Source organism: Paraburkholderia sp. ZP32-5 (genome assembly GCF_021390495.1).
GTDB lineage: Bacteria > Pseudomonadota > Gammaproteobacteria > Burkholderiales > Burkholderiaceae > Paraburkholderia.
In genome coordinates, this window is record NZ_JAJEJP010000001.1 from 1554267 (window position 1) to 1576439 (window position 22173).

20 protein-coding genes are annotated in these 22173 nt (G+C 64.6%); 11 read left to right on the forward strand and 9 right to left on the reverse strand.

Annotated elements, in window-relative coordinates:
* Positions 1-24: 24 nt before the first annotated feature.
* The 3 genes from pdxY to glgC all read right to left on the reverse strand — a co-directional run bounded on the left by pdxY (position 25) and on the right by glgC (position 4078).
* Positions 25-891 (reverse strand): pyridoxal kinase PdxY, encoded by an 867-nt coding sequence (gene pdxY / locus L0U82_RS06610; RefSeq protein WP_233829294.1) that lies wholly within the window; start codon positions 889-891, stop codon positions 25-27.
* A 263-nt stretch (positions 892-1154) separates the two neighbouring features.
* The gene (glgA, locus tag L0U82_RS06615; RefSeq protein ID WP_233829296.1) at positions 1155-2615 is read right to left on the reverse strand and encodes a glycogen synthase GlgA; all 1461 of its coding nucleotides are present in this window, start codon (positions 2613-2615) and stop codon (positions 1155-1157) included.
* A gap of 197 nt (positions 2616-2812) precedes the next feature.
* Positions 2813-4078 (reverse strand): glucose-1-phosphate adenylyltransferase, encoded by a 1266-nt coding sequence (glgC, locus tag L0U82_RS06620; protein WP_233829298.1) that lies wholly within the window; start codon positions 4076-4078, stop codon positions 2813-2815.
* A 591-nt stretch (positions 4079-4669) separates the two neighbouring features.
* Here glgC and L0U82_RS06625 point away from each other — a divergent pair.
* Positions 4670-5797 (forward strand): alpha/beta fold hydrolase, encoded by a 1128-nt coding sequence (locus L0U82_RS06625; RefSeq protein ID WP_233829300.1) that lies wholly within the window; start codon positions 4670-4672, stop codon positions 5795-5797.
* Between the two features lie 278 nt (positions 5798-6075).
* Here the strand turns inward: L0U82_RS06625 and L0U82_RS06630 are convergent, their stop codons facing one another.
* The 4 genes from L0U82_RS06630 to L0U82_RS06645 all read right to left on the reverse strand — a co-directional run bounded on the left by L0U82_RS06630 (position 6076) and on the right by L0U82_RS06645 (position 8808).
* Entirely contained in the window at positions 6076-6594 is a 519-nt protein-coding gene (locus L0U82_RS06630) for a lytic transglycosylase domain-containing protein (protein WP_233829302.1), read from the reverse strand.
* A 23-nt stretch (positions 6595-6617) separates the two neighbouring features.
* Positions 6618-6980, reverse strand: coding sequence for a hypothetical protein (locus tag L0U82_RS06635; RefSeq protein WP_233829303.1), 363 nt, complete (start codon positions 6978-6980; stop codon positions 6618-6620).
* Between the two features lie 4 nt (positions 6981-6984).
* A complete protein-coding gene (locus tag L0U82_RS06640; protein WP_233829304.1) occupies positions 6985-7362 on the reverse strand; it encodes a hypothetical protein in 378 nt (125 codons plus the stop codon).
* A 450-nt stretch (positions 7363-7812) separates the two neighbouring features.
* Entirely contained in the window at positions 7813-8808 is a 996-nt protein-coding gene (locus L0U82_RS06645; protein ID WP_233829305.1) for an LLM class flavin-dependent oxidoreductase, read from the reverse strand.
* 359 nt (positions 8809-9167) lie between these two features.
* Here L0U82_RS06645 and L0U82_RS06650 point away from each other — a divergent pair, with 359 nt between their 5' ends.
* The 3 genes from L0U82_RS06650 to L0U82_RS06660 all read left to right on the forward strand — a co-directional run bounded on the left by L0U82_RS06650 (position 9168) and on the right by L0U82_RS06660 (position 12971).
* Positions 9168-10769, forward strand: coding sequence for a rhodanese homology domain-containing protein (locus L0U82_RS06650; RefSeq protein ID WP_233829306.1), 1602 nt, complete (start codon positions 9168-9170; stop codon positions 10767-10769).
* Positions 10770-11392: 623 nt separating this feature from the next.
* Positions 11393-11944, forward strand: a complete 552-nt coding sequence (bamE, locus tag L0U82_RS06655; RefSeq protein WP_233829307.1) for an outer membrane protein assembly factor BamE domain-containing protein — start codon at positions 11393-11395, stop codon at positions 11942-11944.
* Positions 11945-12017: 73 nt separating this feature from the next.
* On the forward strand, positions 12018-12971 hold the full coding sequence (locus L0U82_RS06660) for a patatin-like phospholipase family protein (protein WP_233833161.1): 954 nt from the start codon (positions 12018-12020) through the stop codon (positions 12969-12971).
* A 2-nt stretch (positions 12972-12973) separates the two neighbouring features.
* Here L0U82_RS06660 and L0U82_RS06665 read toward each other — a convergent pair whose 3' ends face one another.
* Both L0U82_RS06665 and L0U82_RS06670 read right to left on the reverse strand, forming a co-directional pair.
* Complete coding sequence (locus L0U82_RS06665; RefSeq protein ID WP_233829308.1) at positions 12974-14305, reverse strand: type II toxin-antitoxin system HipA family toxin; 1332 nt, start codon at positions 14303-14305, stop codon at positions 12974-12976.
* A complete protein-coding gene (locus tag L0U82_RS06670; RefSeq protein ID WP_233829309.1) occupies positions 14295-14633 on the reverse strand; it encodes a helix-turn-helix transcriptional regulator in 339 nt (112 codons plus the stop codon). Before L0U82_RS06670 ends, L0U82_RS06665 begins: the two co-directional genes overlap by 11 nt.
* A 456-nt stretch (positions 14634-15089) precedes the next feature.
* On the opposite strand from L0U82_RS06670, the gene L0U82_RS06675 reads away from it, so the two are divergent.
* From L0U82_RS06675 to astA, 7 genes are all read left to right on the forward strand, one after another.
* Positions 15090-15779 carry an ABC transporter permease gene (locus L0U82_RS06675; RefSeq protein WP_233829311.1) on the forward strand — a complete coding sequence of 230 codons (690 nt, stop codon included), beginning with the start codon at positions 15090-15092 and terminating at the stop codon, positions 15777-15779.
* Between the two features lie 5 nt (positions 15780-15784).
* On the forward strand, positions 15785-16498 hold the full coding sequence (locus tag L0U82_RS06680) for an ABC transporter permease (protein ID WP_233829313.1): 714 nt from the start codon (positions 15785-15787) through the stop codon (positions 16496-16498).
* A 121-nt stretch (positions 16499-16619) separates the two neighbouring features.
* Positions 16620-17411, forward strand: coding sequence for an ABC transporter ATP-binding protein (locus L0U82_RS06685; RefSeq protein WP_233829315.1), 792 nt, complete (start codon positions 16620-16622; stop codon positions 17409-17411).
* Between the two features lie 54 nt (positions 17412-17465).
* Positions 17466-18512, forward strand: coding sequence for a GlxA family transcriptional regulator (locus tag L0U82_RS06690; protein WP_233829317.1), 1047 nt, complete (start codon positions 17466-17468; stop codon positions 18510-18512).
* A 245-nt stretch (positions 18513-18757) separates the two neighbouring features.
* Positions 18758-19993, forward strand: a complete 1236-nt coding sequence (locus L0U82_RS06695; protein ID WP_233829319.1) for an aspartate aminotransferase family protein — start codon at positions 18758-18760, stop codon at positions 19991-19993.
* A gap of 73 nt (positions 19994-20066) precedes the next feature.
* Positions 20067-21122, forward strand: coding sequence for an arginine/ornithine succinyltransferase subunit alpha (aruF, locus tag L0U82_RS06700; protein WP_233829321.1), 1056 nt, complete (start codon positions 20067-20069; stop codon positions 21120-21122).
* A complete protein-coding gene (gene astA, locus L0U82_RS06705; protein WP_233829323.1) occupies positions 21119-22171 on the forward strand; it encodes an arginine N-succinyltransferase in 1053 nt (350 codons plus the stop codon). Before aruF ends, astA begins: the two co-directional genes overlap by 4 nt.
* Positions 22172-22173 lie beyond the last annotated feature (2 nt).

A 22173-nucleotide genomic window follows, 5' to 3' on the forward strand; every position in this document is an offset into this window, starting at 1 on the left:
GCGGCACGCATTATAGGACGCGTATCAGGCGCTATCCGCAACCCACGCATCGAACCACTCGCGCGGCTGCGCGATTTCGTTCTGCATCGCGACCAGTTCGAGTTCGTAGCGGCCCGCTTGCCAGGTCGCCTTGACCACCGCGTTCACCGCGGCGAGCGTGTGCTCGAACGCCGCGCGGATCGAATCGCCGAGCAACGTGCGCGCGACGAATACCGCGCTCGTCAGATCGCCGACGCCGACCGGCTGCCGCGCGAACGGATAGAGCGGGCGCTGGCCCATCCATGCTTCACGCGCGGTGACGACGAGCATGTTGAAGCGGTCGGCGGGGCTGTTGCGATCGAGCAGATGCTTGACGAGCACGAGCCGCGGCCCGCGTGCGAGCACTTCGCGGCATGCCGTGACCGCTTCTTCGAGCGTCTCGATTTCGCGGCCGACGAGGCGCTGCAATTCGGTGTGATTCGGCGCGATCGCGTCGGCCACCGCCGGCATCTCGCGCACCAGAAATTCTTCGATGCCGGGCTCGACATTGCACCCGCCGGTGGCGCCCATCACCGGATCGCAGAAGTACCACGCGCGCGGATTGACCGCCTTCACCGCCTTGACGATTTCGATCACCGCGCGCGCCTGCTCGGGCGTGCCGAGATAGCCCGACAGCACCGCGTCGCAGCGCGGCAGCATGCCGATCGCGCCGATGCCCTCGACGAGTTCTTCCATCTGCGAGGCGTCGATTGCGCTGCCGCTCCAGTGCCCGTATTGGGTGTGATTGGAGAACTGCACGGTGTTGAGAGGCCAGACGTTGACGCCGAGCCGGCACATCGGAAACACGGCCGCGCCATTGCCGGCGTGACCGAACACGACGTGGGACTGGATGCTCAGAACGTTTTTCGTCATGGTGAGGCTCGCGCAACCGGTCAGGCGCGATCAGGGAAACGGGAAGGGGCTGCGTTAGCGGGCTGATGAGTCGGACGCCGCGCGGCACGCATGTCTGATCCGGATGGCGCAGGAAAAATGCCTGCCTCGCGTCGTCCGGTTAATCAGCAAACAATACAGGAGTTTGACGGATGCGAGTCGATCCGCCCCTATTGTTGTTGCGCCGAACCATCACACGCCTTTCAAACTTTACGAAACCTGACACGCCGCGCACGGCCGCTGGGTCAGACGAGCTCCCGGTATAGCGCGAGATAGCGTTCGGCCGATGCGCCCCAGCCGAAGTCCTGGCGCATTGCACGCCGTTGCGCGGCTTTCCATTCGGTGCGCCGCCCGTACAGCGCGAACGCGCGGCGGATCGCCGTCGCGAGCCCGTTCGGCTCGAACCGCTCGAACACGAAACCGGTCGCGAGATCGTTGGCGAGATTTTCGAGCGATGCGTCGGCGACCGTATCGGCGAGACCGCCGACGCAATGCACGAGCGGCAGCGTCCCATAGGCGAGCGCATACAGCTGCGTGAGTCCGCACGGCTCGAAGCGCGACGGCACCGCGACCACGTCGCTGCCCGCGATGATCGTATGCGCGAGGGTTTCGTCGAAGCCGAGTTCGACCGCGACCGATTCCGGATGCGCCTGCGCGGCCCTCTTCAGGCCGGCTTCGAGCGCTGGATCGCCGGTGCCGAACACCACCAGCTGGCCGCCGCGCCGGACGATCTCCGGCACCACGCCGAGCAGCAGATCGAGACCTTTCTGCTCGGTCAGGCGACTCACGACGCCGAACAGCAGCGCATCGCTTTTCTGCGCGAGACCGAAGCGCTTTTGCAGCGCTTCCTTGCATGCGAGCTTGCCGGCGAGGCGTGTTGCGCTGTAGTGCGTCGCGACGAGCGCATCGTTGGCGGGATTCCACACCGTGTAGTCGACGCCGTTGAGGATTCCGCTCAGGTCGTGCGAGCGATGACGCAGTAGCGCGTCCAGCCCGCCGCCGTGCGCGATCGTCTGGATTTCGCGCGCATAGGTGGGGCTAACGGTCGTGATGCGGTCGCTGTAATAGAGCCCCGCCTTCAGGAACGACAGCTGGCCGTAGAACTCGACGCCGTGCATGCTGAAGAAGTCGGCCGGCAGACCGAGCTGGCCGAACTGATGCGCCGGGAAAATGCCCTGATACGCGAGGTTGTGAATCGTGAACACGCTGCGCGCAAGCGTGCACCCGTGTTCGCGTTCAGCCGCCTTCAGATAGGCGGGCGCGAGCCCCGCGTGCCAGTCGTGCGCATGAACGATCTGCGCCGACCACGTCGGGTCCAATTGCTGCGCGAGTTGCGCGGCGACCCAGCCGAGCAGCGCGAAACGCCGTGCGTTGTCGCCATAGGGCACGTGCTGGTCGTCCAGATATGGGTTGCCGGGCCGGTCGTACAGCGACGGCGCGCGGATCACGTAGACCGTGAGTCCGTTGGTGGGCAGCGTGCCGCGCTCGAGCGTCACGTCCGGTGCGTCGAAGCGGCGCCCCAGTTGCACGACTGGCTTCAGTTCGCGCAAACCGGCGAGCACCGCCGGAAAGCCGGGCAGCAGCACTCGCACATCGGCGCCAAGCTCGATCAGCGCGGACGGCAACGCGCCCGCGACGTCGGCGAGACCGCCCGTTTTGAGAAGGGGATACAGCTCGCTTGCGACGTGCAGGGCGCGAATCGTCATAGGCTGGGTCTCTGTCAGGTTGGCTCGGTTGCCTTCGGGGTTGCCAGGGACTGCTCGCCGCGCATCGCCGCCGCGTTGGCCGGCTGCTCGGCCGCTTATGGCCGCTCATGGACGCTTATGGCGGCCGGCGCGGGCAAGGCGGTATGCAACACGCGGCATGCGTGCGGAATGCGCACGCGTCGCGCACTACTTGCGCGCTATTTAGGCTGTTTGCGCAGCGCTTCTTCGGTGACGAGTACCACACCGTCGTCGGTGCGATAGAAGCGCTCGGCGTCGCGTGCCGCGTCTTCGCCGATCACGGTGCCTTCCGGGATCGAGCAGCCGCGATCGATCACCACCTTCTGCAGGCGGCAGCTCGCGCCGACCGTGACCTGCGGCAACAAGACTGCCTCATTGATGTTACAGAACGAACTCACTTTCACATTCGACGACAGCACCGAGCGCGAAATCTGCGAGCCCGAGATCACGCAGCCGCCACACACGATCAGGTTATTGCCGGAGCCCTGCAGCCCCTTCATGTCGCGCACGAACTTCGCGGGCGGCAGTTGCTCCTGATACGTCCAGATCGGCCAGCTGCGGTCGTACAGATCGAGCGTCGGGATCGTCGAGGCGAGATCGAGATTCGCGGCCCAGTACGCGTCGATCGTGCCGACATCACGCCAGTACGGTTCGACGTTCGGATCCGACGACACGCACGACATGCTGAACGGATGCGCGATCGCCGTGCCCTGGGTGACGACGCGTGGCAGGATGTCCTTGCCGAAGTCGTGATCGGTATCGATCGCCGCGATGTTTTCCTCGAGCAGCGAGTACAGGTAGTCGGCGTTGAACACGTAGATGCCCATGCTCGCGAGCGCGGTGTCGGGGCGGCCGGGCATCGCGGGCGGATCGGCCGGCTTTTCGACGAAGCCGGTCACGCGGCGGTTTTCGTCGACCGCCATCACGCCGAACGCGACCGCGTCCATGCGCGGCACCTCGATGCAGCCGACCGTGCAGTCCGCGCCGCTGTCCGCGTGATCGGCGATCATGCGCGTGTAGTCCATCTTGTAGATGTGGTCGCCCGCGAGCACGACCACGTACTTCGGACGGATCGAGCGGATGATGTCGAGGTTCTGGAACACCGCATCGGCGGTGCCGCGATACCAGTGCGCGCCTTCGACGCGCTGCTGCGCGGGCCACAGATCGATGAACTCGCCCATTTCGCCGCGCAGGAAGCCCCAGCCGCGCTGCAGATGACGCAGCAGCGAATGCGCCTTGTACTGCGTGACCACCGCGATGCGGCGGATGCCCGAATTCAGGCAGTTCGACAGCGCGAAATCGATGATCCGGTATTTGCCGCCGAAGTGAACCGCGGGTTTGACACGCTTGTTGGTGAGGGGCCCGAGGCGGGTGCCGCGTCCGCCCGCGAGAACGATCGCGAGCGTGGTGCGTTGCAGGTCGTTTAGCCGAGCCGGAGTGCTCATGTTTGTCTCCCATGCAAGTACTTGCTGATTGGTATGCCCCCGGGGTGATCTGATTGTGTGCGGTTAGCCGATGCGTCGACTCCTGCTGCAACGCGGGCCTGTTCGACTCGACATCTCCGCCGCGCTATCGGCTGGTCACCTGCTGTCTCGTCTTTTCAGGGCTTCACCGTCGCTGCTTTCCCGTCGCTGTTTTGCGGCCCTGTCAGCTAGTTCTAGCACCGATTCGACGCAAGCGAACAATGTTTATTGCACCCGTGACGCGCCGGGCCATCCTCGCACGATCGGCTTTCGCCGCGCAGCGCTCCGTGCGGCGAAGCACACAGAACGCGAGGTTATGCGCGTGCGAAGATCCGATTAGCCACGGATCGCAATATGCATGCCACGTTGCTGTCCGAGGCCGTACGCGCGGCGCCGATGTGCAAGGCCGATGTGTAAGGCTGCTCGCGCGAAGACGTTTGCGCGATGCGGTTGCGCGGTTGGCGGCGTTATCCGGCGGTGCGTCGTAGAATCGTGCGCTCCCGGTGGACAGGTCGGCGCGGACTGCCGCGACACCGATCCACGTCCGTTCACTGTTGCGTTCTTTTCCCGAAAATGCCGATGAGTCTCCGCCGCTTACCCTCGCTAGCCCTGTTGAGTATCTGCGCTTGCGTCGCGATGTCCATGGTGTCCGCCGGTGCTGATGCCGCCACGCCGGCCGGCGCGCGGAGCGACACGAGTCCGCCGGCCGCGAGCGCCGCCGCGTCCGCATCCGCGCCTGCCGTCGAGGATCCGGGGCCGGCCTACGGACCGGAGCTTGAAGGTTTCAACTATCCCGCGCCGGTCGCGCGCTTCGAGTTCACATCGCAAGGCGTGCCGTTGCAGATGGCCTACATGGACGTCAAACCGGCGCATCCGAACGGCCGCACCATCGTGTTGCTGCATGGCAAGAACTTCTGCTCGGCGACGTGGGATGCGACGATCCATCGCTTGAGCGATGCTGGCTATCGCGTGGTTGCGCCGGATCAGATCGGCTTCTGTAAGTCGAGCAAGCCCGAGCATTACCAGTACAGCTTCCAGCAGCTCGCGCGCAATACGCACGCGCTGCTCGAATCGATTGGCGTGACGGACGCGACGGTGGTCGGCCATTCGACCGGCGGCATGCTCGCGATCCGCTATGCGCTGATGTATCCGCGCGAAACGCAGCAATTGGTGCTGGTGAATCCGATCGGCCTCGAAGACTGGAAGGCGAAGGGCGTGCCGTCGCTATCGGTCGACCAGTGGTATCAGCGCGAACTGAAGACGACCGCCGACGGCATTCGCCGCTACGAGCAGAGCACCTACTATGCGGGCCAGTGGCGCGCCGATTACGAACCGTGGGTGCAGATGCTCGCGGGCATGTATCGCGGACCGGGCAAGCAGATCGTCGCGTGGAATTCCGCGTTGCTGTACGACATGATTTACACGCAGCCGGTGGTGTATGAACTCGGCCAGTTGCAGATGCCGACGCTTCTGCTGATTGGCCAGAAAGACACGACGGCGATCGGCAAGGACGCGGCACCGCCCGCGGTGCGCGCGAAAATCGGCCACTACCCGGAGCTGGGCCGCGCGGCCGCGAAGGCGATCCCGCATGCGACGCTGGTCGAGTTCGCGGGGCTGGGGCACGCGCCGCAGATGCAGGATCCGGACGCGTTTCATAAGGCGCTGCTCGATGGACTCGCGGCGGTGCCGGCGAATCGGTGAGGGTTCAGAAGAAGGCTTTCAGTCTGATATTGCCGGGCAAAGAAAGCTGGCAATGGGACGTACATCAGCGCAACGCGACGAGGCGGTTCGATGTCGTGGCGCGCCGTTGTCGTTGCCGCCACATAGCGGGAGCTACTCCATAAAAAAGACCGCTGCCCTTACGGGTAGCGGTCTTCGATTGTTCACTGAACTCCTGCTGTCGTCAGACACGGGCTCAAGCCGTGCGACCCGCAAGGCCATCGCGCTTGCAACGACCTCGAGCGACTAGCGTCCAAAGCTCACCGCTGCGGCTGCAACAGTCCCCAGTCCACCAGAATCGTCTGAATGCTACGCGCGTAGGCGTCGCGTTCGTGCGGCGATTCCGAGTGATACGCGCCGATGGCGCGCCACGTGTTGCCGTAACGCACCATCTTCTGCTTGAGCAGCCAGGCGGCCACGAAGATATTCACGCACGGGTCCGTGAGCGCGCGGCTCGGAATACCCTGGTTCTTGAGTTCCGGAAAATGGATTGAATTGATCTGCAACTGTCCGACGTCGATCGAACCGTTGGCGTTGTGGTTGATCGCGGCCGCATCGCCTTTCGATTCGCGCCATGCCACTGCCCGCAGCACGAGCGGATTGACGCCCTGGTAGGCGCCGGCCTTGTCGAAGCAATCGCCGGCGGGCGGGGCGGCCGGGGTGGCCTCGGTGGCCGCGGCGGCTTGTACGGCCGAATTGCCGAGCGCCAGCAGCGCGACCCAGGCGCAGATGGGCCACGATCGCAAACGGCGGAAGGCGTTGGTCTTGTGCTGCTCCATGGGGCGAGGCTCCAGGTCCGGTTCTACTGCGCCAACGCGGAATCGAGTTGCCGCTCGATGTCCTTCAGATAGCTGCGCGACGCATCGGAGACGACGAGACGCGGCGTCGGCATCGCGCAGCGGCAATCGTGGGGGTGCGCCTTCTTCTTGTTGCGCGAGTTCGAACCCGAGCGCGGCGCGGGAAGATCGTCATCATCGCCGCTCGCGGGAGGCAGCATCGCGAGCGAGGGCAGCGGCGGGTAGACCTTGTCCGCCGAGGCCGTGGCCGTGACCGAGGCGGTGGTAGTAGTGGCGCCCGCGGTTGCAGGCGCGCCGGCGGAGGGCTGGGCCGCCGATGCAACCGAACATAAGCAGAACGATGCCGCGGCGATAGCGATCAGGCGCATCGTGTCAGCTCCCCGCATGCAACGGCTCGATCGACACGCTGTACGTCTGGTTTGCGCCTGCCGTCAGATTTTCGAGCGCGGGTTTGAGCCCCTGCTGCGGCACGCCGCGCCAGATCGCCTGGTTGATGTACTTGAAGTCCTGGCTCAACGCCATCACGCGGATCACGGTGGGCTGCTTCTGCGCCGCGGCGAGCGCGCCTGCCTTGACGAGTACCGCGGTCAACTGCGGATCGCGCGCGCCGAGTGCATCGGCGGGAATGTCGAACTTCATGATCACGTTCGACACCACGGCCGGTTTCTCGGCTTGAGCGGTATTGGGCGGCGGCAGTTGTGCGCAACCTGTTACAAACAGCACGGCAAGTAAGAGCACAACGCGCGTCACGTCGGAGTCTCCAAAATTTCGTGGCGATGTACGCGTTGTCGGCTCGGGAAGCTGAGACTTGATACCTGCAGGCAAACGTTTGCGAAAAAGAAAGAGTTCGCTCTCGTGGCGTCGCTTGCCGGAAAGTCGCTGCGCGGGTTGTCGCCTTCGAGCAAAGAACTGCCTGCCCTGTCGACGGCAAGCCGTGGTTATGCAGGTTTGTGACAGTGCAAGCGGGAAGCTTGATTGCGATGTCGCTTCATCTGCGCCGCCGACAGCGGTGATCATGAAGCTTTGGCGGTACTGCCAGGACAAAACGCAGGACAAAACCCGCACATGTGCAGAAGGCCAGCGAACCCGTTGACGCAGTAAAAAAGAAGGGCGGCTACCAATGAGCCGCCCTTCTTTATGTGCCCGCCGATCCGTCATCTGCTTTCGCGCCACGGCTTTAAAGCTCGCTTCGCGAACCGCCTATTTCTGCGTCATCAACTCTTCACGCACCTCGGCACCAATCTCGAACGAGCGCAGCCGCGCGCGATGATCGTAAATCTGCGCGGTCAGCATCAGTTCGTTCGCGCCGGTCTGCTCGATGATCGACTGCAGGTCTGCGCGCACCGTGTCGCGATCGCCGATCGCCGTGCAGGCAAGTGCGCGCGCGACGTTGTTCAACTCCATCTCCGACGCGTCGAGCCGGTCGACCGGCGGCTGCAACTGCCCCGGCGTGCCGCGCCGCAAATTGATGAACTGCTGCTGCAACGATGTGAAAAGACGCGTGGCTTCATCGTTGCTGTCGGCCGCGAACAGATTGACGCCGACCATCGCATACGGTTTGTCGAGCGTCGCCGACGGCCGGAACTGCGCGCGATACACCTGCAGCGCGCTCATCAGGTAATCGGGCGCGAAGTGCGATGCGAACGCGAACGGCAGGCCGAGCGCCGCGGCCAGTTGCGCGCTGTACAGCGACGAGCCGAGCAGCCACAGCGGCACATGCAGACCCGCACCCGGCACCGCGCGAATGCGCTGGCCCGCGACCGGATCGGCGAAATAGCGTTGCAGTTCGACGACGTCGTCGGGGAAGGTTTCGGCGCTCGCCTGCAGATCGCGGCGCAGCGCGCGGGCCGTGGTCTGATCGGTGCCGGGCGCGCGGCCGAGACCGAGGTCGATACGGCCGGGATACAGCGACGCGAGCGTGCCGAACTGTTCGGCGATCACGAGCGGCGCATGGTTCGGCAGCATGATGCCGCCGGAGCCGACCCGGATCGTCTTCGTGCCGCCTGCGACATGGCCGATTACGACCGACGTCGCCGCGCTCGCGATGCCGGGCATATTGTGATGTTCGGCGAGCCAGAAGCGCTTGTAGCCCAGTTTTTCCGCGTGCTGCGCGAGGTCGAGTGTGTTCCTGAAGGCATCCGCCGGCGTGGCGCCCGCGGCGACCGGCGAGAGGTCGAGGACCGAGAAGGGGATCATTGTGTGTGGATGGCAATTGGCGGCGCTTTCGCGCGATGGGGCATTGTGGCAAAGCCGGCATTTTTCTGCTGACGTCCGCGCGATGTCCACGTCGGCGAAAGGGTCTGCCGGGAAGGGTCTGCCGGGGCACGCGGCTTTCGCGTGGCGCGGAAATTGCGCGCGCACCGTGTGGCCGCGCACTGGCACTTTGCGTTCATAGTGCCAGCGTATAAAGAATCCGAAGGTAAGCAAACGCAGCGAGCGCAATGCATTTTTGTGACCGTGCGCCGATCGTCATTCGAGAGTACGGTTGAAGCATCGGTGCGGTGACGCGACGTGTCGCCGACTATCTGGAATGTTGCGAAGGAGTTCCCGATCCCATGAATGTCGTCAAAGAGTTTCGTACCCGATCATTCACAGACGTGTGCCACGCGTTGCTCGATCGCGCGGAGATCGCGCTCGTCGACGTGCGTGAGGAAGAGCCGCACGCACGCAGTCATCCGCTGTTCGCCGCCAGCCTGCCGTTCTCGCGGCTCGAACTCGAAGCGCCGGCGCGGTTGCCGCGTCCGGCGGTGCCGATCGTCGTATTCGACGACGGCGAAGGTCTCGCCGAGCGCGCGGCCGAACGTCTGACAGAACTCGGCTATAGCGATGTCGCGTTGCTCGAAGGCAGTTTGCAAGGCTGGCGCAAAGCAGGCGGTGAGCTGTTCAGGGACGTCAACGTGCCGAGCAAGGCATTCGGCGAACTCGTCGACAGCGTGCGCCATACGCCATCGCTAGCCGCGCACGAGGTGCAGGCGCTGCTCGATCGCGAGGCCGGCGTCGTCGTGCTCGACGCGCGCCGTTTCGAAGAATTTCACACGATGAACATTCCCGGCAGCATCAACGTGCCAGGCGGTGAGCTGGTGTTGCGCGCGCGGCAGTTCGCGCCGGATCCGGCCACGCGCATCATCGTCAATTGCGCGGGGCGCACGCGCAGCATCATCGGTGCGCAGTCGCTGATCAATGCCGGCGTGCCCAATCCGGTCGCGGCGCTGCGTAACGGCACGATGGGCTGGACCCTCGCGGGCCAGCCGCTGGCGCATGGCAGCACACGGCGCTTCGAAGGCCCGGTCGACGACGCATCGCGGCTTGCCGCCGCCGCTGGCGCGCGCGCGGTCGCGGATCGCGCGCGCGTGGGCCGCACGTCGCGCGACGAGGCGCGCCGCTGGGCCGATGAAGAAGTGCGCACCGTGTATCGCTTCGACGTGCGCACGCCGCAAGAGTACGAAGCGGGCCACGTGCCCGGCTTTCGTAGCGCGCCGGGCGGCCAGCTCGTGCAGGAAACCGACATGTTCGCACCGGTGCGCGGCGCGCGTGTGATCGTCGCGGACAACGACGGCGTGCGCGCGAACATGAGCGCATCGTGGCTCGCGCAGATGAACATGGAAGTGTTCGTCGTCGATGGTCTGACCGCGGCCGATTTCGCCGAGAAGGGCACGGCGCCGCTCGCGCGTCACGCGATCGCGCCACCCGAGGTCGACGAAATCGAACCGGCCGGGCTCGCCGCGCTGCTGCAGTCGCCCGGCACGGTGGTGCTCGATTTCGCGCACAGCGAGAACTATGTGAAGCGCCATATCCCCGGCGCGTGGTTCGTGATCCGCAGCCAGCTCGGCGACGCGTTGCGCACGCTGCCCGATGCGAAGCGTTATGTGGTGACGTGCGGCAGCAGCGTACTTGCGCGCTTCGTCGCGCCGGAACTCGCAGCATCGAGTGGCCGGCCGGTGCAGGTATTGCGCGGCGGCACCGCCGCGTGGATCGATGCCGGGTTGCCGGTGGAAGCGGGCGGCACGCGGATGGCGTCGCCGCGTATCGATCGTTACCAGCGTCCGTATGAAGGCACCGACAACGCGCGCGAAGCGATGAGTGCGTATCTGGAATGGGAGCATGGGCTCGTCGCGCAACTCGCGCGCGATGGCACGCATGGGTTTCGTGTGATCTGAACGCGTGACAGGCGGTGAGCAACGAGCGTGGCAGGCCACGCGAATCATCTGCCGATTCGGTGTAAACGCGCTCTCGTAGAAAGCGTTCAATGCGTTTAGATTAGCGGCATCTGGAAAGCTTTTCGAGGGACCAGGACGGCCACACAAGGCAGCGGTTTGTCATTCCGGCGATGGCACGAGGTGAGCGGCCAAGGTTGCTCATCGCTTCGTCCGGAGCAGGCCGCTGCGCGTCGTCCACGGTGCTTCGCACGAGGCGGCTTTCGAGCCGCCGTCACTTTCCGGTTGACCGTATCGACCGACCTGGCGACGCATTGCACTGCGTCGCTTTTTTGCTTCTGGGCCCCTGCGGTTTTCGCTTGATGTTTTTTCCGCGCGGCCGCGCGTCGTTTCACGTGTTTTGTTTCGCCGCCGCCGCTCGTCATTTCCACTCGCTTTCTTTCCCTTCATTGCAGGCTGCGCGCAACAGCCTGCGTGCGCGGCCGCACTCGATGTGCCCGTGCGCCTCGCGGTTTTGCGCGTGCGCGGTTATGCTTGTAGTACACACTACAGACCGGCAACGCGCGCAATACCGTGTGTGTACGCTGATACCGCACGTACCACGCGCATCCGGACAGGGAACCACCGTGAGCCTCAAACCGCTTGGTGTCGCAGCACTGGCTGCGTGCATCGCGCTGACCGGCTGCGACCAACAGCAGAGCGATCAAGCCGTGCAAAAACTGAAGGACTTCTTCAACGCCGTCAAACCGGACGCGTTGCTACTCAAGGACATGACCCCGGGCGTCACGACCGAAGCGCAGATCCGCGCGCAGATGGGCAAGCCCGAAACCGAGCGCACCTTCACCGACGGCTCGAAGCGCTTCGAGTATCCGCGCGGTCCGCAAGGTCTGAACACCTACATGGTCGACATCGATCGCGATGGCAAGCTGCAGGCCATCACGCAGGTGCTGACCGCCGCGAACTTCGCGAAGATCCGTCAGGGCATGAGCGAGGACGAAGTGCGCCGGCTGCTCGGCAAGCCCGGAGAAATCGCGGTGTTTCCGCTGAAGCCGGAGACTGTGTGGAGCTGGAAATGGCGCGAGGGCGGCGTGACCGAGGAGGGCATCTTCAACGTTCACTTCGACGCGCAGAAGAAGGTGTACACGACGTCGCGCTCGGATGTGATGCGGGGGCGATAGCGAACGCATTCGCGCACGCGCGGGCCGGCGCGCAGGCGAAGCTGAAAAAGCCGGCAGAAAAGCGGGGTGAATGATGATACGTCGACGTCGATATAGCCGGATCGGGCTGGTGCTAGGGGGCGGCGCCGCGCGCGGCTGGGCCCATATCGGTGCGATTCGCGCGCTGCAGGATGCCGGCATCAAGCCCGATGTGGTGTGCGGCACATCGATCGGCGCGCTGGTCGGCGCGGTCTATGCGAATGGCGATCTCGACTGGCTCGAAGAATGGGTGTCGCGTCTTACGTGGCAAACGGTAGTGCGTCTGCTCGATCTGCGTATCTCGGGCGGCCTGCTCGGCGGGCGCAAGGTGATCCAGTTATTCGCCGACAAATTCGCCGGCCGTTCGATCGCGCAACTGCACATGCCGTTCGCGGCGGTGGCGACCGAGCTCGATACCGGCCGCGAGATCTGGTTGCAGGACGGCAGCACGATCGACTCGGTGCGCGCGTCGATCGCGATTCCGGGCATTTTCACGCCGGTATGGCACAACGGCGTGTGGCTCGTCGACGGCGGGCTCAGCAATCCGGTGCCGGTGTCGGTCGCGCGCGGCATGCGCGCGGACTGCGTGATCGCGATCGATCTGAACAACGACATCCTGAACGGCCGCGACTTCGGTGGCCCGGTCATCGAAACGCCGGCGCTCGATCCAACCGCGCCGCGGCCCGTCGCGCTGCGCCGCAACGGCAAGCCGTGGCCGCGCTGGCTCGCGCCGGCCGACGCGAACGCGACCGACGACGTGCGCGTGCCGCCGAAACCGAGCGCGCACGTGCCGTCGATGCTCAGCTCGATCGCGCAAAGCATCGACATCATGCAGGTGCGCATCACGCGCAGCCGGCTCGCCGGCGAACCGGCGGATATCCTGGTGCAGCCGCGCCTCGGCGGCATGGGCATCTTCGACTTTCACCGCGCGGCGCCGGCCATCGAAGAAGGCCGCGCGGCCGTCGAACACATGCTGCCGGCGATCCGCGCGCGGCTCGCGCTCGAGTGATTCTAATGATTCGAGTGATTCGAGGCATCGCCGGTACGCGAAGCGCCGCGCGCCTGTTGCACCAGCGCCGCGAGTTCGGGCGGCGCGCCTTCGAACGCGAACGGGTTCAGGAACTGACGCCGCCACATCAGTTCGCGATCGACGTCGCTTAACTGCGCGTCGGCGCACACCGCGTCCCAGCGTTCGAGAATCACCTCGATCTGTTGCCGCGCGAGCGCGAGCGCTTCGTCATGCGACAGCAGAAAGAGCGGCGCCGCCCTCACACACGTGTCGATGCGGCTGTAGCGCTCATTGCCGACGATCAGCATTGCCTGAGTCGCTTCGTTGCCCGCACGCGCCTGCGGGCAGATGTCGTACGCGGGCGTGAGCGTCAGCTCGCGGCCGTTCCAGTAGGCGGCGTGATTGCGCGCGTGGTCGTCGGTATTGCCGCACAGCACGTTGAATAGCAGCCGCGCGAACAGCTCCTTTGCCGTCGCGCCGGGATTCGTGAAGCGATGGCGGATCAACGTCGCGAATTCCTCGTAGCTCGCATAGCGCGCCATCATTTCGTCGAGTTCGAACAGCGTCAGCGCCGACACCATCGCGCGACGCTGCCAGCCATGCGGCGCGCGCACGCGGTCGAACCGCTCGATCAGCAGCACGTCCTTGCCGCCAACGTATTCGAGCTGGACCGGCGCGGCGTGGATACCGACTTCGGCGGCAAGACGCATCGCGATGTATTCGGCCTTCACGACGCTGTAGACGTCGCTTTGCGACGAAAACTTCGCGATGTATTTGCGCTCGTGCGTCGTGATCATCGCCTTCGGCCGCGCACCGCCGATCGAGCTGCCATGAAAGAGGGCGCGCTCGAGGTCGGGGCTAAGCTTCACACCACGCTCGATGCTCGCCACCGCGCTTTGCAGATCGTCGAGCGACGCGGACGCGGTTTCGCGCGGCACGTATTCGCTCGGCGACAGCTGGAAGTCGAGTGCGCCGATGCGATCGGAGCCGGATTCGAGCAGATAGGTCATTTCGTCGAGCTCGCCGGTGTCGATCTGCGCGCCGCGCATGCCGAGCTTGCGATTGATGATCACGCGCCGGCCCCACGCGTCGGGCGCCGCGTCGCGCAGGCAGCCGGGCATCGTCAGGCCGTTGAGTAGCGGCAGCGTGCCGCGCCGCAGCGGCAGTTCGGGCTCATAGAGGGCGATTGCGTTATCGCGCGCGAGGTAGCTCTGGCCGTAGTTGAACAGCATCTGCTCGCCGGCTCTGACAACGCGTCCGGCCACCACCGGCTCGGTCGCGCCGGGCAGCCAGGTCCATACGAAGGCTTCGTCGTAGGTGGGATCAGAAATCATCGCGAGTTTCCGGGCGAGGCGCGCGCACCGCGCGCGGCAGCAGCGTCAGCACTTCGGCGTTGGCGCGCAGCGCGGCGCTGATGGCCGACGTATCGGCATCGAAAAGCCGCACGCCGACCACGGCGGCGGCTTCGAAAACCGCGCCGATCGAGCAGCGCGGGTCGCCTTTTTCGATGCGCTGCACGAGGCTGCGCGACAGCCCCGCGCGCTCGGCGAGCTGCGCCGCGGTGATTTTGCGTTCGAGCCGCGCACGGCGGATCAACTGACCGAGCAGGCGCGCGGCATCCAGGCTATAACGCGAGGCGGCACGGGTGGCGGGTGTGGACATGATTACTGAATGGTTCACACATGAGTCATAAAGGGCCTTCCGGACTCATGTGTGAACCATTATGGTGTTGGATCCACGGAAAATCAATCAATGACTCACATACGAGTCATAAATGGCCTTCGCGACTCATATATGACTCATTTCCCGCTCTGAGGCGCTGAACCTTCGTTGCCTCTGCTCGCGCGCGACCTATCGGAAAAGCGACCCGAAACTTGCTAAATCGCGGCACGCCGGTTCAGCCGCGCGCGGCATTACAAAAACATATCCCTCGTGAAACCAAGCACTACGGGCGCGGCGCCACGTCGAACCATGCGATATTGCATTGCAGCAACGCGTGGCCCTGCATTTGAGAAATTGATTTCCGCTTGCGAGACTCCGCGCCATGACGGATCGGCGAGCATGGCTGCGAGGCCGCTCCGGTTCGCGCGATTTCAATAAACCTGGATGGAGACACGCGTGTTCCTATACGGCTATGGTCCGGTGCTGCTCGCCGGCACGATCCAGACGATCGAGCTGTCCGTTCTGTCGCTGGCGGCCGCGGTGCTGCTCGGCCTCGCGGGCGCGGCGGCGAAACTCTCGTTCAATCGCCCGTTGCGAGCTATCGCGACCGGCTACACCACGCTGATCCGTTCGGTGCCCGATCTCGTGCTGATGCTGCTGCTGTTCTACAGCATCCAGATCGCCGTCAACGATCTGACCGACGCGCTCGGCTGGCAGCAGTTCGACATCGATCCGTTCGTGGCCGGCGTGCTGACGCTCGGCTTCATCTACGGCGCGTACTTCACCGAGACCTTCCGCGGCGCGTTTCTCGCGGTGCCGCGCGGCCAGCTCGAAGCGGGCAGCGCCTACGGCATGAGCGGCGCGCGGGTGTTCGCGCGCATCCTGTTTCCGCAGATGATGCGCTTCGCGCTGCCCGGCATCGGCAACAACTGGCAGGTGCTTGTGAAGGCGACCGCGCTGGTGTCGATCATCGGTCTCGCCGATGTCGTCAAGGCCGCGCAGGACGCCGGCAAGAGCACCTTCAACATGTTCTTCTTCATCCTGATCGCCGCGCTGATCTATCTGGCGATCACCACGGTATCGAACTTCGCGCTGATCTGGCTGAACCGGCGCTATTCGATCGGCGTGCGCCACGCGGAGCTCTGAACGACATGATCGATATCCTCAATCAGTTCTGGCGCGCGTATCTGTTCTGGGACGGTCAGCGCATCTCGGGTCTCGCGGTCACGCTGTGGCTGCTGGTCGCTTCGATCTCGATCGGCTTCGTCTGTTCGGTGCCGCTGGCGGTCGCGCGGGTGTCGAAGAAGCGCTGGCTTTCCACGCCGGTGCGTCTCTACACCTATGTGTTTCGCGGCACGCCGCTCTACGTGCAATTGCTGCTGATCTACACCGGCATGTACAGCCTCGAGATCGTACGCTCGCACAGCCTGCTCGACGCGTTTTTTCGCAGTGGCTTTAACTGCGCGATTCTCGCGTTCGCACTGAACACCTGCGCGTACACGACCGAGATTTTCGCCGGCGCGATCCGTTCGACTTCGCACGGCGAAGTGGAAGCGGCGCGCGCCTATGGGATGAGCTGGTTCACGATGTATCGGCGTATCGTGATACCGTCCGCGCTGCGCCGCGCGCTGCCGTTGTACAGTAACGAAGTGATCCTGATGTTGCATGCGACCACGGTTGCGTTCACCGCCACGGTGCCCGACATCCTGAAGGTCGCGCGCGACGCGAACTCGGCGACGTACCAGTCGTTCAACGCCTTCGGACTCGCGGCGCTGATTTATCTGGTGGTGTCGTTCGCGCTGGTCGCGCTGTTCCGGCGCGCGGAGCGCCACTGGCTCGCGTACCTCGCGGTGCGCACGCATTGAGTATGTGTTGACCGTATGGCGCCGCACGCCAGCGGCTTTGGCGCTTTGGCATTTGCATCAGACCGATCCGCAGATTGATCCGCAGATTGATCCGTATTCTCACAGGCATAGGGAGAGCATCTTGCTCCATACCACTCAAACCGAAGCGTGCAAGCTCGTCGCACAGGACATTCACAAGCGCTACGGCGACAACGAGGTGCTCAAGGGCGTGTCGCTCAACGCGAACAAGGGCGACGTGATCAGCATCATCGGCGCGAGCGGCTCGGGCAAGAGCACCTTCCTGCGTTGCATCAACTTTCTCGAACGGCCGAACGCTGGGCAGATCATCGTCGACGGCGAGGCGGTGAAGACCAAGACCGACCGCGCCGGCAATCTCGAAGTCGCCGATCACAAGCAGTTGCAGCGCATCCGCACGAAGCTCGCGATGGTGTTCCAGCACTTCAACCTGTGGGCGCATATGAACGTGATCGAGAACGTCGTCGAGGCGCCGATTCATGTGCTCGGTTTGAAGCGCAAGGAAGCCGAAGATCGCGCGCGCGAATATCTGGAGAAAGTGGGCCTCGCGCCGCGTGTCGAGAAGCAGTATCCGTCGCATCTGTCGGGCGGGCAGCAGCAGCGCGTCGCGATTGCGCGCGCGCTCGCGATGAACCCCGACGTGATGCTGTTCGACGAACCGACTTCCGCGCTCGACCCCGAACTCGTCGGCGAAGTGCTGAAGGTGATGCAGAAGCTCGCGGAAGAAGGCCGCACGATGATCGTCGTCACGCACGAAATGGGCTTCGCGCGCAACGTGTCGAACCACGTGATGTTCCTGCACCAGGGGCGCACCGAAGAAGAGGGCAATCCCGCCGAGGTGCTGAGCGCGCCGCGCAGCGAGCGCCTCAGGCAGTTCCTGTCCGGCAGCCTGAAGTAACGCGCGCCGCTCGCGCGTTTAGCACCTCATTTAGCACCTCATTCACCCGCAGCGATGGCCCGCACGTCCAGCCCGACTCGCACGACACAGGTCGCGATCGTCGCGTTGCCGCCGGTGTCGATGTCGGGCGTCGGGCCGATCGTCGACGCGCTGAATCTCGCCAATGAAATCGACGGCCGCGCGCTGTATCGCGTGCAGGTCTGTTCGTGGGACGGCCGCGCGGTGCCGCTAGCGGGCGGCGCGCAATGGCCGGCCGATGCCGCCTTCGGCGATGCGATCGTGTGTGACTGGCTGATCGTCGTGACCGAGCGTTTCCAGCAGTTCGCCGACTACCGGCTCTTTCTCGCGAGCCTCGCGCGTGTCGGTCAACGCACGCCGCTCGTCACCGGCATTCATCACGGCGTGTGGTGGCTCGCGATGGCCGGGCAGTTGTCCGGCTATCGCGTGAGCGTCAACTGGGAAACCTATCAGCAGTTCTCCGAGCAGTTCGAGCGCTCGATCGTCACCCAGCAGATCTTCGAAATCGACCGCGATCGCGCGACCTGCGCGGGCGGCCAGGCGAGCGTCGACTTCATGCTCGCGATGATCGGCCGCGAGCACGGCCCCGAACTCGCGGAGCGCATCGCCGATACGCTCGGCGTCGGCGTATTGCGCGCCGGTGACGAGCGTCAGCGTATCCCGTTCGTGACCGCGCCGGGCGAGCGCCATCCGCGTCTGAACGACGCGCTGCTGCTGATGGAGGCGAATATCGAGGATCCGCTCACCAGCGATGAAATCGCTGGCCTCGTCGGCGTATCGCGGCGTCAGTTGGAGCGGCTGTTTCGCCAGTATCTCGGCTCGATGCCGTCCAAATACTATCTGGGGCTGCGGCTCGCGAAGGCGCGCACGCAGTTGCAGCGCACCAGCAAATCGGTCGTGCAGATCAGCCTCGCTTGCGGGTTTTCGTCGGCCGCGCATTTTTCGAATGCGTACCGTGAGCGCTTCGGCGTCACGCCGCGCGAGGATCGCCGTAACTGGATCGACCGGCAGACCGGCGCGCACGGCGCGGCGGCGAGCGAGCCGCGGCCGGGCGCGCTGATCGAGCCGCCGCAGGCCGATTGATGGGGCGGGCGCTAAGCGGGTATGGATCGAGCGTGTGGCTTCCACCCGGAAGCAACCCGGAAGCCTGTTGAAAGCGAGCCGGACATGAATTCGACACGAACCGTTCACACAGCACCGACCCAGGCCCCGCACTCAGGCCATCGCGACGCGCGGAACCTCATAGAAAGCGTCGCGTATGCGCAAGACGTATCGCGCACGGTTTCCTACACTAGCTGTATTACCCGTCACCCGTAAAAGGATTTGCCATGAACGACCTGACTGTGACACGCCAGACCTTCGACGAAGTCATGGTGCCGGTTTTTGCGCCGGCCGCCTTCGTACCGGACCGCGGTCTCGGCTCGCGCGTCTGGGACACACAAGGCCGCGACTATATCGACTTCGCCGGCGGCATCGCCGTCACCGCGCTCGGTCATGCGCATCCGGAACTGCTGAAGGTATTGCACGAGCAGGGCGGCAAGCTGTGGCACATCGGCAACGGCTACACGAACGAGCCGGTGCTGCGGCTCGCGAAGCGGCTCGAAAACCTCACGTTCGCCGACCGCGCATTTTTCGCAAACTCGGGCGCCGAAGCGAACGAAGCCGCGTTGAAGCTCGCGCGCCGCGTCGCATTCGATCGTCATGGCGCCGACAAAGCCGAAATCATTTCCTTCACGCAGTCGTTCCATGGCCGCACGCTCTTCACGGTCAGCGTCGGCGGCCAGCCGAAGTATTCGGAAGGCTTCGGTCCGGTGCCGGGCGGCATCACGCATCTGCCGTACAACGACATCGAAGCCGCGAAGAAGGCGATCGGCGCGCAGACCTGCGCGGTGATCGTCGAGCCGATCCAGGGCGAGGGCGGCGTGATTCCGGCCGATCCGGCCTTTCTGAAGGCGCTGCGCGAAGCCTGCGATCAGCACAATGCGCTGCTGATTTTTGACGAAGTGCAAACCGGCGTCGGTCGCAGCGGCTTCTTCTACGCGTATCAGGACACTGGCGTCACGCCCGACATCCTGACCACCGCGAAGGCGCTCGGCAACGGCTTCCCGATCGGCGCGATGCTGACCACCAACGAGCTGGCCGCGCACTTCAAGGTCGGCGTGCATGGCACCACTTACGGCGGCAATCCGCTTGGTGCCGCGATCGCGGAAAAGGTGGTCGAACTCGTCAGCGATCCGAAGCTGCTCGAAGGCGTGCGCTCGCGCAGCGAGGCACTGAAGGGTCATCTCGCGAAACTGAACCAGCGCTTCGGTCTCTTCACCGAAGTGCGCGGCAAGGGGCTGCTGATCGGCGCGGAATTGAGCGATGCGTTCAGGGGCCGCGCGAAGGACTTCGTCACCGCCGCCGGCCAGCATGGCGTGATCATGCTGATGGCGGGCCCGGACGTGCTGCGTTTCGTGCCGTCGCTGATCATGCCGCTCGACGACATGGCCGAAGGTTTTGCGCGGCTGGAGAAGGCGTTCGGCGAACTCGTCGGCGCGAGCGCGCAGGCGGCATCGCACTGATGCGCGGCCGCGCGCCCATGCAAGCACGCACTCACAACCATCGGCTCATGCGTCACATTCAACAGGAACGATGATGCTCTTCGTACGTCCAGGCCGCCTCGCCGATCTCGATGCGCTCGAGCATATGGCGCGCACCGCGCAGCCGGTGCTGCATTCATTGCCGCACGACCGGCGCGCGCTCGAAGCGCGCGTTGCGTTGTCGGAAGACTCGTTTCGTGCGGAAGTCGATTTTCCGGGCGAGGAGTTCTATCTGTTCGTGCTCGAAGATTCGGCCAGCGGCCGTTTGATGGGCACCGCGAGCATCGTCGCGGCAGCCGGTTACTCGGACCCGTTCTACGTGTTTCGCAACGACGCGCTGATTCACGCGTCGCGCGAACTGCATGTGAACCGCAAGATTCACGCGCTGACGATGTCGCATGAACTGACCGGCAAGAGCCGGCTCGCCGGCTACTACATCGATCCGTCGCTGCGCGGTGACGCGGCCGCGCAATTGATTTCCCGCGCGCGCATGATGTACATCGCCGCCAATCGCAAGCGCTTCACGCCCGAGGTGTTCTCGCTGCTGCTCGGCGTCACTGACGCCAACGGCGTGTCGCCATTCTGGGAAGCAGTGGGGCGTAAGTTCTTCGGCCGCAATTTCGCCGATATCGAAATCGAATCGGGCGGCCGTAGCCGCACGTTTATCGCCGAGGTGATGCCGACCTATCCGGTGTATGTGCCGCTGTTGCCCGAGGCGGCGCAACGCGTGCTCGGCGAACCGGATAGCAATGCATTGCTCGCGTATGAGATTCATATCGAGGAAGGTTTCGAGACCGACCGCTACGTCGATATCTTCGACGCGGGGCCGGTGCTGACCGCTCAGGTCGATCGCAGCGTATCGGTCAAATACAACGAAACGCGCGTCGTGCGCGAAGCACCCGCCACAGGCGGCGCAACTTATCTGATCGCGCACAACGGCGCGGACGGCGAGTTTCGCTGCGTGCTCGGCGAGCTTGCTCCGGCCAAGGAAACCGGTGCCGTGCTGTCGCAGGCGGCGCGCGCCGCGCTCGGCGTGACGGAAGGCGATGCGGTGCGCTGTGTGCCGCTGCATCAGCTGCACCAGCAGGAACAATCGGGAGACGCGCAATGATCGTCGTTCGCGTGGTGCAACGAGGCGATGTGGACGCGCTGATGCGGCTCGCGCAGGAAACCGGTCCGGGGCTGACGACCTTCAAGCCGGATCGCGACGCACTCGCGGCGCGCGTCGAACGCGCGCGCCGCACGATGGAAGACAAGGCGGAGCCGCACGAGGCCGGCTACTTCTTCGTGATGGAAGACACCGCGACCGGCGATATCGCCGGCGTGTGCGGCATCGAAACAGCGGTCGGTCTGCAGCAGCCGTTTTACAACTATCGCGTGAGCACGGTCGTGCACGCGAGCCAGGACCTCGGTATCTGGACGCGCATGCATGCGCTGAATATCTCGCACGACCTGACCGGCTACGCGGAAGTGTGCTCGCTGTTCCTGAGCCCGCGTTATCGCACGAGCGGCGTCGGCAGTCTGCTGTCGCGCTCGCGCTTCATGTTTTTCGCGCAGTTCCGCGAGCGTTTTCCGCAGCGTCTGTGCGCGGAACTGCGCGGCCATTTCGATGAGCAAGGCACGTCGCCGTTCTGGCGCGCGGTCGGTTCGCATTTCTACCAGATCGATTTCAACGCGGCCGACTATCTGAGTTCACACGGCCGCAAGGCGTTTCTCGCCGAGCTGATGCCGCGCTATCCGGTGTATGTCGAACTGCTGCCGGAAGAGGCGCAGCGTTGCGTCGGCCTCACGCACGACGACACGATTCCGGCGCGCCGCATGCTCGAAGCCGAAGGGCTGCGCTACGAAAATCACGTCGATATCTTCGATGCGGGGCCGGTGCTCGAATGCCATATCTCCGATCTGCGCACGGTGCGCGAGAGCGTGCTGGTGACGGTCGAGATCGGCGAGGCTGAAGCCAAGGCCCAAGCCGAAGCCGCGCCGCGGGATGCACCGAGATCGATGGTATCGAACACGTCGCTCGGCGATTTTCGCGTCGGCGTGGTGGCGGGTGTGCCACGCAACGGCGTATTCCGTCTGAGCGAGGCCGAAGCCGGCGCGCTCAACGTGAAGGCGGGCGACCCGCTGCGGGTACTGCCGTTGAAACACAAACAGGGATGATC

What these genes read in the sequence shown, in the direction of transcription:
- pdxY (WP_233829294.1), bottom strand. Translation starts at nt 891, where the DNA reads ATGACGAAAAACGTTCTGAGCATCCAGTCCCACGTCGTGTTCGGTCAC.
- glgA (WP_233829296.1), bottom strand. Translation starts at nt 2,615, where the DNA reads ATGACGATTCGCGCCCTGCACGTCGCAAGCGAGCTGTATCCCCTTCTC.
- glgC (WP_233829298.1), bottom strand. Translation starts at nt 4,078, where the DNA reads ATGAGCACTCCGGCTCGGCTAAACGACCTGCAACGCACCACGCTCGCG.
- L0U82_RS06625 (WP_233829300.1), top strand. Translation starts at nt 4,670, where the DNA reads ATGCCGATGAGTCTCCGCCGCTTACCCTCGCTAGCCCTGTTGAGTATC.
- L0U82_RS06630 (WP_233829302.1), bottom strand. Translation starts at nt 6,594, where the DNA reads ATGGAGCAGCACAAGACCAACGCCTTCCGCCGTTTGCGATCGTGGCCC.
- L0U82_RS06635 (WP_233829303.1), bottom strand. Translation starts at nt 6,980, where the DNA reads ATGCGCCTGATCGCTATCGCCGCGGCATCGTTCTGCTTATGTTCGGTT.
- L0U82_RS06645 (WP_233829305.1), bottom strand. Translation starts at nt 8,808, where the DNA reads ATGATCCCCTTCTCGGTCCTCGACCTCTCGCCGGTCGCCGCGGGCGCC.
- L0U82_RS06650 (WP_233829306.1), top strand. Translation starts at nt 9,168, where the DNA reads ATGAATGTCGTCAAAGAGTTTCGTACCCGATCATTCACAGACGTGTGC.
- L0U82_RS06660 (WP_233833161.1), top strand. Translation starts at nt 12,018, where the DNA reads ATGATACGTCGACGTCGATATAGCCGGATCGGGCTGGTGCTAGGGGGC.
- L0U82_RS06665 (WP_233829308.1), bottom strand. Translation starts at nt 14,305, where the DNA reads ATGATTTCTGATCCCACCTACGACGAAGCCTTCGTATGGACCTGGCTG.
- L0U82_RS06670 (WP_233829309.1), bottom strand. Translation starts at nt 14,633, where the DNA reads ATGTCCACACCCGCCACCCGTGCCGCCTCGCGTTATAGCCTGGATGCC.
- L0U82_RS06680 (WP_233829313.1), top strand. Translation starts at nt 15,785, where the DNA reads ATGATCGATATCCTCAATCAGTTCTGGCGCGCGTATCTGTTCTGGGAC.
- L0U82_RS06690 (WP_233829317.1), top strand. Translation starts at nt 17,466, where the DNA reads ATGGCCCGCACGTCCAGCCCGACTCGCACGACACAGGTCGCGATCGTC.
- L0U82_RS06695 (WP_233829319.1), top strand. Translation starts at nt 18,758, where the DNA reads ATGAACGACCTGACTGTGACACGCCAGACCTTCGACGAAGTCATGGTG.
- aruF (WP_233829321.1), top strand. Translation starts at nt 20,067, where the DNA reads ATGCTCTTCGTACGTCCAGGCCGCCTCGCCGATCTCGATGCGCTCGAG.
- astA (WP_233829323.1), top strand. Translation starts at nt 21,119, where the DNA reads ATGATCGTCGTTCGCGTGGTGCAACGAGGCGATGTGGACGCGCTGATG.